The organism is Nonomuraea sp. NPDC050227 (assembly GCF_044459705.1).
Lineage (GTDB): Bacteria > Actinomycetota > Actinomycetes > Streptosporangiales > Streptosporangiaceae > Nonomuraea.
In genome coordinates, this window is the sequence record NZ_JBITJF010000015.1 from 173,897 (window position 1) to 184,649 (window position 10,753).

A 10,753-nucleotide genomic window follows, 5' to 3' on the forward strand; every position below is an offset into this window, starting at 1 on the left:
GATTCACGCCTCCAGGACCGTGACGAGGTTGTGCTGCAGGCAGGGGCCGCCGGCGGCGTGCCCGACGGTGCGGCTCGCGCCGCCGTCGAGGATGCGCCGCGCGGCCTCGCCGATGCGGATGAGCCCCGTGGCCATGACGGGGTTGGCGGCGAGCGGGCCGCCGGACGGGTTGATCAGCGTGTCGCCGCCCAGTTCGAGCGCCTCGCGCAGGATGAGCTCCTCGTGCGGGAACTGGGCGTGCAGCTCGGCCACCTCGACCGGGCCCTTGCCGACGCCGGCGGCCCGTGCGGCGTCGGCCGCGGAGACCGACCTGGCCAGGTCCCGCGTGCCCAGGTAATGGGGCTCGATGCGGTGGGCGATGCCCTTGACGAACGCGGGGCGGCTGGTGAGCCGTCCGGCCAGTTCCGCCGTGGCCAGCACGATCGCCGCCGCGCCGTCCGTGACGGGCGGCACGTCCGTCTTCCTGAGGGGTTCGACCGCGACTTCCTCGCCGTCCGGTTCGGGCAGGTCGAGCGCGTACGGGTTGCTCCTGCCGTCCGCCCTGGACCTGCGGACGATCTCGTCGAGCTGTTTCCTGTCCGCGTCGAGCGCGTTCGCCTGGAGTGCGGCCAGGGAGAGCTGGTCGAGGCCGAGGGGTTCCAGGTAGTAGGGGTCGAGCTGGAGGGTCATGATGGTGCGCAGGTCGCCGAGCGACGACTTGCCGAAGCCGTAGACCAGGGCCGAGTCGATGTCGCCGTGCTGGAGGCGGACCCACGCCTCGTACAGGGCCCAGGCGCCGTCCATCTCGACGTGGCTCTCGGAGACGGGCGGCCAGGCGCCGAGCGCGTCCAGGGCGCTGACGAACGAGAACGGCGCCCCGGCCAGGTAGTCGCAGCTCCCCGAGCAGGTGAAGCCGAACCTGGTCAGCCCGGTCCGCTCCTTGACCTCGCTGATCACCGGCAGGATCAGCTCGGGCTCGGTGAGCCCGGTGTCGTGGTCGGTGTGGACGGTCTGCGCGAACGCGACGATCGCGACCTCTCTCATGACAGCTCCACGTCGGGCTCGCCGGTGGGGGCGAACCAGCGGATGTTCGCCATGGACTTGCTCCGCTCCTCCTCGGGCACCCAGACGGCCCTGACCCGCATGCCCTGGCGCACCTCGTGCGCGGGTACGTCGCCGATCAGGGCGATCATGGGGATGTCGGCGTTGTCGAGCAGGATGTAGGCGGAGACGAACGGCACTTCCGGCGCGCGCGGATCCGGCAGGTTGTTGATGGCGAACGTGGTGATCGTCCCGGTGTCGGGGAGTTCGAGCGTCTCCGGGATGAGACCTCCGCACTGGGGGCAGGACATCCGGTACGGCACGTACACCTGGTCGCACTGCTCGCAACGTCCGCCGAGGAAGACGCCGCGCTCGACGCCCTCCAGGAAGACGCGGAGCGAGCCGCCCGCCTGGAGGCGGTACTCGGCCCGCACGTTGGACACGATCTTCGTGACCTCGGGCGCGAAGTGGGCGATGTCGGTGATGTGGCCCGTGGGCCGGTCGCGCCACACCGGCCAGACCCGGGAGCCCTTCGACAGCGCCCTGGGGTCGTCGGCGGCGACGGCGTGCACGAGCGCGGTGTCGGCGCCGTCCAGCAGGATCGTGGCCCAGGCGAAGGGCCGGTCGAGCGGGTGGTTCTGCAGGGGCTCGGGCACCCAGGCCCAAGAGGTCACCGTGCCGGCCGGGCCGACCTCGACGTACTCGGAGGTGACGGGGTCGCCGGTGGCGGGGTCGTATTCGAGGGGCGGCACGAGCACCTTGCCCTCTTTCGTGCGCACTCCGACGATGCGGCGGCCGCGCAACTCGGTGAGGAAGCGCCCGATCACCGGCCCGGTCGTCCGGGTGTAACCGCCGGGGAACTCCAGGACGTGCTGGGCGACCAGCGGATCGTCAGATGGCACGGTCGTGACCCTCCCAGTACGGTGCGCGGAGCTTGCGCTTGAGCAGCTTGCCGTTGGGCTCGCGGGGCATCTCGGCGATGAAGTCGACGCTCTTGGGCCACTTCATCCGGGCCAGGCGGCCCTCCAGCGAGGCGATCAGCTCGGCCGCGAGCTCGGGACCCGGCGCGACGCCCGGCGCGGGCTCGACGACGGCCTTGATCTGCTCGCCCCAGTCGTCGTCCGGGATGCCGAACACGGCCACGTCGGCGACCTTGGGGTGGACCATGAGCTCGTTCTCGATCTCGGCCGGGTAGATGTTCGTCCCGCCGGAGATGATCATGTCGGCCTTGCGGTCGCAGAGGAAGAGGAAGCCGTCCTCGTCCAGGTATCCGATGTCGCCGACCGTGAAGTAGTCCTTGAGCCGGTTCGCGGCGGTCTTGTCGGGGTCGCCCTTGTACTCGAAGGGCACGCCCATCATCTTCATGTAGATCGTCCCGGGGGTGCCGGTCGGTACGGGTTCGCCCTCGTCGTCCGCGATCAGCAGCTCGCTGATCGGCCAGGCGGAGCCGACCGTGCCCGGGTGCGCCTTCCAGCCCTCGGGCGTGGCCAGGGTGCCGCCGCCCTCGGTGGCCGCGTAGTACTCGTAGATGCAGTCGCCCCACCACTCGAACATCGCCCATTTGACCGGGACCGGGCAGGGGGCGGCGGCGTGGATCATCCACTTGAGCGAGGACAGGTCGTACTTGGCCCTGGTGGCCTCGGGGAGCGCGAGCAGGCGCTTGAAGTGCGTGGGGACCATGTGGGAGTTCGTGACGCGGTAACGCTCGCACAGCCGGAGCGTCTCCTCGGCGTCCCATCTGTCCATGTAGACGAGGGTGTGGCCCATGTGCAGGGCGCTGCCGCCGAACTGGGTGACGGCGGTGTGGTAGCTGGGCGAGGTGACCAGGTGCGCGTTGGGCGGTCCGGCCGTGATGCCGAACAGGCCGAGCAGGAAGGTCATCAGCTCGGCGCCGTCGTCGGGGTCGAGGCCGCTCAGCGTGCGCCGGACGCCCTTGGGCCGGCCGGTGGTGCCCGAGGTGTAGTGCATGGTGGCGCCGGCCGTGCGGCCGGGCGGCGCGGTGTCCGGTTGCCCGGCGGTCAGCTCGCCCGCCGGGCGGAAGCCGTCCTGGCCGCCGTCCCCGCCGCCGTCCCCGAGGAGGAAGCGGCGGTGCGGCTCGATCGCCTCGGCTCCCCTGGCGCCCTCCTGGAGGAAGCGGGGGTGGACGAAGAACGCCTTGGCCTCGCTGTCGGACACGATGTAGCCGATCTCCGGGCCGGTGAGGTGCCAGTTGATCGGCGTGTAGTACCAGCCGGCCTGGAGCGCGGCCAGGTAGAGGACGAGGCCGTCCGCGCCGTTCGGGACCAGGCCGCAGATCCCGTCGCCCGGCTCCAGGCCGAGCTCGCGTAACCCGTGGACGAGGCGGTTCGAACGGGCCAGGAGGTCACCCGCGCGGTGCTCCGTGCCGTCGGGGTCGACGGCCGCGATCCACTCGGGATCCGCCTGCGCCAGCCTCCAGAAACCGAGCGTGCCCATCTGATCTCCTCAGCTCAGGCGTAGCAAAACAGGAACTTGTTCTCGTTTGCTGTGGGGAGCGTATCCCGCGGGTAAAGTTCGTAGCAAGCGCTTGATTCAGTAGCTTCTGGGACTTGGGAGGCGTACATGGAGCTTCTGCCGATCAGCACCCCGCACTGCCGGGTGGAACGCGACGGCCACGTCCTGACCGTCACGATGAACCGGCCGGAGGCCCGCAACGCCCTCTCCTCGGACATGCTGATCGGGCTGGCCTCGGCGTGGGCGTACGCGTCGGCAGAGCCCTCGATCCGGGTCGCGATCCTGACCGGGGCGGAGGGCACGTTCTGCGCCGGGGCCGACCTCAAGGCCATGGGCCAACCCTCGACCGATCCAGAGGTTCAGGCAAGAGCCGCTCAGATCCCGAATTTTCACTGGAAAGGGCTCTTGAGGGAGGACTTGCCGACAAAGCCGATCATCAGCGCGGTCGAGGGGTACGCGGTCGCCGGCGGCACGGAGCTGCTGGTCGGGACGGATCTGCGAGTGGTGGCGGAATCGGCCACCCTGGGGCTGTTCGAGGCCAAACGCGCACTCTTCCCCATGGGCGGCTGCGCGATCCGGCTGCCCCGCCAGATCCCGTACTGCCACGCCATGGACCTGCTGCTCACCGGCCGTTCCGTGACCGCCGCCGAGGCCCTGGCGATGGGGCTGGTCAACCGGGTCGTGCCGGACGGGCGGGCGCTGGAGACGGCCCGGGAGCTGGCGGCGGACATCGCCGGTTCCGGACCGCTGGCGGTCCAGGCCATTCTGCGGACGTACCGGGACACCCTGGGCATGCCGGAGCCCGAGGCCCTGAAGGTGTCGGACGAGCTGGGCTGGCCGGTGATCGGCTCGGAGGACGCCAAGGAGGGCACCCGGGCCTTCCGCGAGAAGCGCCCGGCCCGCTACGAAGGCCGCTGACCACTCCCCCGGGAGGAGAGACGCACGTCACATCGGTTCCTGTCACATCCCGTCCGGCTGTCCCGTCCGAGAGGTGGAAGCAGTCGACGACGACAAGGAGCGCGTCATGGAAGCCCGTCTCAACCTCTTCGAGAACCAGGTCGCGGCCAAGGTCATGAAGCACCTCATCGGCACCAACAAGGTCATCATGGACTCGGGCCTGCCCCACGCCACGCAGGAGCTGGTGAAGATCCGGGCCAGCCAGATCAACGGCTGCGGCTTCTGCACCGACATGCACACCAAGGACGCCGCGCACGCCGGTGAGACCTCGATCCGGCTCAACCTGGTCGCCGCCTGGCGCGAGGCCAAGGTGTTCACCGAGGCCGAGCGGGCCGCGCTGGAGCTGGCCGAGCAGGGCACCCGCATCGCCGACGGCGCCGGCGGCGTCCCGGACGAGGTCTGGGCGAACGCCGCCAAGCACTACGACGAGGAGCAGCTCGGGGCGCTGGTGTGCCTGATCGCCCTGATCAACACCTTCAACCGGGTGAACGTCATCATCCAGCAGCCCGCGGGCGACTACGTGCCCGGCATGTTCGGCTGACCGAGAGCCGAGGGAGAGCCGGGAGAGAGCCGGCGGAGAACCGCGGCCTGCGGGAAGGAGTCAGTCCCGCAGGCCGCCGAGGACCGTCGTCACCAGGTGCTCCCGGACGCCGCCGGGATCGTCCCGGCCCGGATGCCACGTGCAGGCGAGGTTGAGTGCGGCGAGCAGCACGCGGTCCTCCGGCGGCGGGCGCAGGGCCAGGCGGTCGGCCACGTCGCGGGAGCGGTAGCCGAGCAGGAAGCGCAGCGCCATGCCGCCGAGGCAGCCGGACGTGGTCGTCTCCAGCGTCTGGAGGTCGCCGTGGGCGTCGATCCAGACGATCGAGGGGTCGAGCCCGGCCCGTTGCACGCCCGCCGTCATGCCGATCGACAGCGTGCAGTCGCCGGAGACCACGACCGGCCGCTCCCCCGCCCGCACGGTCCGCTCGACGGTGGCGGCGACGGCGTCGTAGAGCCGCCCGAGGCGGGACCAGACGTCCCGGCCGGGCAGCTCCACGGTGAATTCGGCGACGGGCACGCCGTCGGGCAGCGGCACGTTGAGCTCGGGCTGGTGCTCGTCGAGGTGGTACGGCACGTACAGGACCGGCACGTGCCCACGGCAACAGCCGGACGATCAGTCCCGGGTGATGCGGTCGAGGCGTTCCAGGGCCTCCGCGTACTCCTCCACGAGCCCGAACACCACGTCCTTCGTCGAGCGCACCTGGTTGGTCAGGCCGATGACCTGCCCGGCGGGGAACGTGGCCAGCTCCGAGGCGTCCGAGCGGCCGATCCGGCGCAGGGCGTCCGAGACGAGCATGAACTGCAGCGGCATCGGCAGCGTGCCCGGCGACTCCTGCGACTCCCACGCCTCGGTCCACTCGTTCCTGAGCAGGCGGGCGGGCTTGCCGGTCCAGCTCCGGGAGCGCACGGTGTCGCGCGAGGTGGCCTCCAGGATGCGGCGTTTCGCCATCTCGGGGGTGTCGGCCTCCTCGACGGTGAGCCAGAGTGAGCCGGTCCAGACGCCCTCCGCGCCCAGCGCCATGCCGGCCGCCATCTGCCGGCCGTTCCCGATGCCGCCCGCCGCCAGGACGGGGACGTCCACGGCGTCCACCACCTGCGGGATGAGCACCATGGTCGAGATCTCGCCGGTGTGGCCGCCGGCCTCGGTGCCCTGGGCGACGACGACGTCCACGCCGACCTCGACCTGCTTGAGCGCGTGCCGCGGGGTCGAGGCGAGGGCGGCGACCTTGACGCCGTGCCGGTGGGCGAGGTCCACGACGTCGGCCGGGGGCGGCCCGAGGGCGTTGGCCAGCAGGGCGATGGGATGGCGGAGCGCGACCTCGACCTGGGGGCGCGCGGTCGCGTCGGTCCAGCCCAGCAGCACCCGGCCCGGGTCGGCGTCGGACGACAGGGGCGGCACGCCGTGCCTGCCCAGCAGGTTCTCGACGAACGCGCGGTGCCCCTCGGGGATCATCGCCTGCAGGCGGCCGACCAGCTCCTCGGGGGCGAAGTCGGCGCCCTCGTAGGAGGCGGGCATGACCACGTCCACGCCGTACGGTCTGCCGTCGACGTGGTCGTCGATCCACTTGAGCTCCATTTCGAGCTCTTCCGGGGTGAAGTAGAGCGCGCCGAGCACTCCCATGCCGCCCGCGCGGCTGACCGCGGCGACCACGTCCCTGCAGTGGCTGAAGGCGAAGATCGGGAGCTCGATGCCGAACATGTCCGTGACCCGTGTCCGCATGGCCCGACGATAAGCCGCGCCGCAGCCGAACTGCAACGTGTTCTACTCTAGAACCTTTCGTCGGTGGGCTTCCGGCTTGGAACGCGTCCTAGCGCGGCAGCCGCCGCCAGAGCGGCCGCGGCAGCAGGCGCAGCAGGCCGAACGCCGGGCCGAGCGCCCGCGGCACCCACACGGACGACGCGCCCTCGCGCAGCGCGCGCACGGTGGCCAGGGCCACCTGGCGGGGCGTCGAGGACAGCGGAGCCGGGGGCAGGCCCTTCGTCATCCGGCCGATCACGAAGCCCGGCCGGACGATCAGCACGCGCGCGCCCGACCCGTGCAGCGCGTCGCCGAGCCCCTGCGCGAACCCGTCGAGCCCGGCCTTGGCCGAGCCGTAGACGAAGTTGGCCCTGCGCACCCGCGCCCCGGCGACCGACGAGAGCACCACGAGGGTGCCGTGCCCCTGCTCGCGCAGGACCCTGGCGGCGTGCAGGTCCACGGAGACGTGGCCGCCGTAGTTGACCGCGACGGCCTCGGCGGCGGCGGCCGGGTCGGCGTCGTAGTCGTCCTGGCTGCCGAGCACGCCGAACGCGGAGATCACCACGTCGAGGTCGCCCACCAGCTTCACGGCCCCGGCCAGGACGGCGGCGTGCGACCCCACGTCCAGCGCGTCGAACGGCAGGACGTGCACCTCGGCGGCGAGGTCCGCCGGCGGCGTGAGCTCACCCCTGGCGGCCAGCACGACCCTGGTCGCGCCCAGCCCGACCAGCAGCCGGACGATCTCCAGGCCGATCTCGCTCCGCCCACCCAGCAGCAGCACGCTGTCCACGGCCCCGAGCGCGTTCCTCACGACGCCCCCCGCCCCGGAGCGGCGGCCGCCCGGGTCGCGTCAGAAGTGGTGGTCACAGTCGTAGTCTCCTGGACAGGTCCGAGCGGAACAGGCCCTCCGGGTCGGCCTCGTCCCTGATGCTCCGCCATCGTTCCAGTTCGGGGTACATCGCCGCCATCATGTCGGCGCGCAGCCGGGCGTCCTTGGCCAGGTACACCCGTCCTCCGGCCTGCGCGACGCGCTCGTCGAAGCCGCGCAGGAGCCCGCTCAGGCCGCGCTGACCGGCCGGGATGTCCAGGGCCAGGGTCCAGCCGGGCACGGGGAAGGACAGGAAACCGCCCGAACCGGGACCGAACCGCTTGAGCACGGTCAGGAACGACACCGTCCCATGCGCCGACAACGACCCGACGATGCCGCGCAACGTCTCCTCCGCGCCGAACGGCACCACGAACTGGTACTGCACGAAGCCGCGCGGGCCGTACATGCGGTTCCAGCCCTCGACGAAGTCGAGCGGGTGGAAGAACGGCGCGATGCCCTGCGTGACGGTCGCGCTCGCGGGCGCCTTGCGGTACCAGAGCTCGTTGAAGGCGCGCACGCTGAGCCCGTTGAGCAGCCCGTCCGGGGCCCACGGCGGCGCGTGCAGCCGGGCGCGCGGCGCGAAGACCGGCGGCGCCTTGTCCCCGTCGCGCGGCGCGTGGTCGCCCCTGGTCAGGACGCTGCGTCCTATCCGGCGGCCGCGGGCGAGCAGGTCGATCCAGGCCACCGTGTAGCGATAGCGGTCGTCGGTGCGGGCCATGACGTCGAGCGTCTCGTCGAGGTCGGCGGTGCGCCGTACGTCCACCCGCATCCGGGACGACTCGACGGGCACGCAGCCGAACGTCGCCTCGGCCACCACCCCGGTCAGGCCCATGCCGCCGACGGTCGCCCGGAAGAGCGGATCGCCGGGGCGCAGCACCCTGGCGGCGCCGTCGGCGGTCACCAGGGTGAGCGAGCGCAGGTGCGCGCCGAAGGAGGAGTCGCGGTGGTGGTTCTTGCCGTGCACGTCGGCCGCGACGGCCCCGCCGACCGTGACGTGCCTGGTCCCGGGGCTCACGGGCACGAACCAGCCGCGCGGCACCAGCGCCGTCATCACCTCGTGCAGGCTGACCCCGCCCGCCGCGGTCACGACGCCGGTGCGCTCGTCGAAGCTCCAGGCGTCCAGGCCGGTGCAGTCGAGGACGAGGCCGCCGGCGTTCTGGGCGGCGTCGCCGTACGAGCGGCCGAGCCCGCGGGCGACGACGCCGCGGCCCGGCGCGGCCACGACCAGGTCGCGCAGCTCGTCCAGGGAGCGCGGGCGGCGCAGCACGGCGGGGGTGGGCGAGGTGCGGCCCCAGCCGGTGAGGAACGTGCTCACGCGTAGATCCCGAGCCCCACCAGGACGACCAGCGCGGCGGCGAAGACGAGGGTGGGCCGGTCGCGGATCACCAGTTCCTCGGGCTCCTCGCCGCCGCCCCGCTCGACCAGCAGGTTGTGCCGGAGCACCAGGAGCAGGAACGGGACGATGCTGAGCCCGTAGAACACGTTCTCGTGCGCGTTCAGCGCCCACAGGCAGTACGTGACGATCATCGCCCCGGACGCCATGATCCGCACGTGCGTCAGGTACGCGGCCGGGTAGGCGGCCAGCGTGGCCCGCGTCCCCGACACGCCCCGCGACCGCAGCTCGGCCTCGCGCTTGCCGGCCACCAGCTGCAGCGCGGCCAGCGAGACGACCACCAGGAACCAGCCGGTCACCGGCACCCCGACGGCGACGGCTCCGGCGTAGGCCCTGATCACGTGGCATCCGGCGACCGCGATGAGGTCCACGACCTCCTGGTGCTTGAGCCAGGCCGTGTAGGCCAGGGTCAGGGCGACGTACCCGGCGACGACCGCGGGCGACTGCCAGCCGCCGGTGAGCGCGGCGACCGCGGGCGCGAGGACCAGCAGGACGACGCCCGCCACCCGGGCCGTGCGCACCGACACCGCGCCGGAGGCGACGGCCCGGCGGCGCTTGCGCGGGTGCAGCCGGTCGGCCTCCACGTCGGAGGCGTCGTTCAGCAGGTAGGAGCCGCTGGCGGCCAGGCAGAAGGCGGCCAGGACGAGCAGCGCCGCGAGCAGGCGGCCCGGCTGCCCGAGCACCCCGGCCGCCATGGGGGCGGCCAGGACGAGCAGGTTCTTCAGCCACTGACGCGGCCGGGCCGCCCTGACCAGGGCCAGCGCGGGCGCGGGCGACCAGGGCCGGGCGACCACGCCCTGGCTCATGCGGACCGGCGGCCGCGCAGGGCGAGCAGCAGGCCGCCCAGGAGCAGGACGACCCCGACCACGCCGAGCACGATCGGCAGCGTGGTCCTGATCAGGTTGATCTGGCTCTTGCCCTCGGAGGCGCTGTCGACCAGGCCCTTGACCGTGTCGTCGGTCATCTTGGCGGTGGCCACGAACGCCTTGGAGCGCTCGATGCCGTCCTGGCTCTTGAGCACCTCGTTGCGCACCTGCTCCTGCTTGACGGGCGCGCCGGTGGTGGGCTCGATCCAGTAGGTGACGGTGCCGGAGTAGAACCGGTTCAGCTGCACGTCGCCCGAGGTGCCCATGCCGAACCAGGCGGCGGGCGCGTTCAGCGTCTGCGTCCTGGTCTCGGGGACGGTCTGCTCGAACTTGTACGTGGCCAGCCCGTTGACCTGCTCCTCGCCGACGAACCTGGCGTCGAACGCCTTGCCCGCGCTGGCGTTGAAGACCTGGTAGGTCTTCTTCTCCACGTCGAACGGGAACTTGTAGATCTGGCCCTGGAGCTGCACCGGGGCCTTGTCGATGCTGGCGCCGCAGCAGTTGAGGCCGACGCCGGAGCGCTTGTCGAAGGCGCTGCGCCGCTCGCTGAAGTTGATGCCCGGCTTGCTGTTGGTGACGTCGTTGACGGCGGTGAACTCGTCCCAGACGACGCGGTCGTCGTTGGCCTCCTTCACGTCGCCGCGGGTGGTGACGATGATGTCGAGGTCGGCGGTCAGCACCTTGCCGTCCGGGATGCTGAAGTACTGGGCGCCCGTCGCGTGCAGCTTGCTGATGCTGTACTGGTCGCCCTTGGCCGCCATGAAGGCGGGCGCGACCTGGAGACGCACCAGGGGAGCCAGAACGATGAGGAATGCCCCGACGGCGATGAGGACGCTGCCAACGACGACCCGGTTCATGGACCCTCCATGTGCGCAGGTGCACTGACGCCTGTTTGGGTG

Annotated in this window: 11 protein-coding genes; 2 read left to right on the top strand and 9 right to left on the bottom strand. The window is 71.8% G+C overall.

What is annotated here, in order from left to right:
* Positions 1–3: 3 nt before the first annotated feature.
* From ACIBK9_RS43780 to ACIBK9_RS43790, 3 genes are read right to left on the bottom strand one after another with little or no spacing between them, the layout of a single operon-like run.
* Positions 4–1,023, bottom strand: coding sequence for a thiolase domain-containing protein (locus tag ACIBK9_RS43780; RefSeq protein ID WP_397164912.1), 1,020 nt, complete (start codon positions 1,021–1,023; stop codon positions 4–6).
* Entirely contained in the window at positions 1,020–1,922 is a 903-nt protein-coding gene (locus ACIBK9_RS43785) for a Zn-ribbon domain-containing OB-fold protein (RefSeq protein WP_397164913.1), read from the bottom strand. Before ACIBK9_RS43785 ends, ACIBK9_RS43780 begins: the two co-directional genes overlap by 4 nt.
* Positions 1,912–3,474, bottom strand: a complete 1,563-nt coding sequence (locus tag ACIBK9_RS43790) for an acyl-CoA synthetase (RefSeq protein WP_397164915.1) — start codon at positions 3,472–3,474, stop codon at positions 1,912–1,914. Before ACIBK9_RS43790 ends, ACIBK9_RS43785 begins: the two co-directional genes overlap by 11 nt.
* A gap of 126 nt (positions 3,475–3,600) precedes the next feature.
* On the opposite strand from ACIBK9_RS43790, the gene ACIBK9_RS43795 reads away from it, so the two are divergent.
* Complete coding sequence (locus ACIBK9_RS43795; RefSeq protein WP_397164917.1) at positions 3,601–4,410, top strand: crotonase/enoyl-CoA hydratase family protein; 810 nt, start codon at positions 3,601–3,603, stop codon at positions 4,408–4,410.
* A gap of 106 nt (positions 4,411–4,516) precedes the next feature.
* Complete coding sequence (locus tag ACIBK9_RS43800; protein WP_397164919.1) at positions 4,517–4,990, top strand: carboxymuconolactone decarboxylase family protein; 474 nt, start codon at positions 4,517–4,519, stop codon at positions 4,988–4,990.
* Between the two features lie 60 nt (positions 4,991–5,050).
* Here ACIBK9_RS43800 and ACIBK9_RS43805 read toward each other — a convergent pair whose 3' ends face one another.
* From ACIBK9_RS43805 to ACIBK9_RS43830, 6 genes are all read right to left on the bottom strand, one after another.
* Positions 5,051–5,578, bottom strand: a complete 528-nt coding sequence (locus ACIBK9_RS43805) for an arginase family protein (protein WP_397164921.1) — start codon at positions 5,576–5,578, stop codon at positions 5,051–5,053.
* Between the two features lie 24 nt (positions 5,579–5,602).
* Complete coding sequence (locus ACIBK9_RS43810; RefSeq protein ID WP_352323097.1) at positions 5,603–6,709, bottom strand: nitronate monooxygenase family protein; 1,107 nt, start codon at positions 6,707–6,709, stop codon at positions 5,603–5,605.
* A gap of 88 nt (positions 6,710–6,797) precedes the next feature.
* Positions 6,798–7,538 (bottom strand): SDR family NAD(P)-dependent oxidoreductase, encoded by a 741-nt coding sequence (locus ACIBK9_RS43815; protein ID WP_397164923.1) that lies wholly within the window; start codon positions 7,536–7,538, stop codon positions 6,798–6,800.
* A gap of 52 nt (positions 7,539–7,590) precedes the next feature.
* A complete protein-coding gene (locus tag ACIBK9_RS43820) occupies positions 7,591–8,910 on the bottom strand; it encodes an FAD-binding protein (protein WP_397164925.1) in 1,320 nt (439 codons plus the stop codon).
* Positions 8,907–9,794 (bottom strand): decaprenyl-phosphate phosphoribosyltransferase, encoded by an 888-nt coding sequence (locus ACIBK9_RS43825; RefSeq protein WP_397164927.1) that lies wholly within the window; start codon positions 9,792–9,794, stop codon positions 8,907–8,909. Before ACIBK9_RS43825 ends, ACIBK9_RS43820 begins: the two co-directional genes overlap by 4 nt.
* Positions 9,791–10,711 carry a DUF3068 domain-containing protein gene (locus tag ACIBK9_RS43830; protein ID WP_358282858.1) on the bottom strand — a complete coding sequence of 307 codons (921 nt, stop codon included), beginning with the start codon at positions 10,709–10,711 and terminating at the stop codon, positions 9,791–9,793. The genes ACIBK9_RS43825 and ACIBK9_RS43830 overlap by 4 nt, the downstream gene beginning before the upstream one ends.
* Positions 10,712–10,753 lie beyond the last annotated feature (42 nt).

Bases quoted from the DNA above. Each gene is read 5' to 3' on its own strand.
- ACIBK9_RS43825 (WP_397164927.1), bottom strand. From the start codon at position 9,794: ATGAGCCAGGGCGTGGTCGCCCGGCCCTGGTCGCCCGCGCCCGCGCTG.
- ACIBK9_RS43830 (WP_358282858.1), bottom strand. From the start codon at position 10,711: ATGAACCGGGTCGTCGTTGGCAGCGTCCTCATCGCCGTCGGGGCATTC.
- ACIBK9_RS43800 (WP_397164919.1), top strand. From the start codon at position 4,517: ATGGAAGCCCGTCTCAACCTCTTCGAGAACCAGGTCGCGGCCAAGGTC.
- ACIBK9_RS43780 (WP_397164912.1), bottom strand. From the start codon at position 1,023: ATGAGAGAGGTCGCGATCGTCGCGTTCGCGCAGACCGTCCACACCGAC.
- ACIBK9_RS43810 (WP_352323097.1), bottom strand. From the start codon at position 6,709: ATGCGGACACGGGTCACGGACATGTTCGGCATCGAGCTCCCGATCTTC.
- ACIBK9_RS43790 (WP_397164915.1), bottom strand. From the start codon at position 3,474: ATGGGCACGCTCGGTTTCTGGAGGCTGGCGCAGGCGGATCCCGAGTGG.
- ACIBK9_RS43795 (WP_397164917.1), top strand. From the start codon at position 3,601: ATGGAGCTTCTGCCGATCAGCACCCCGCACTGCCGGGTGGAACGCGAC.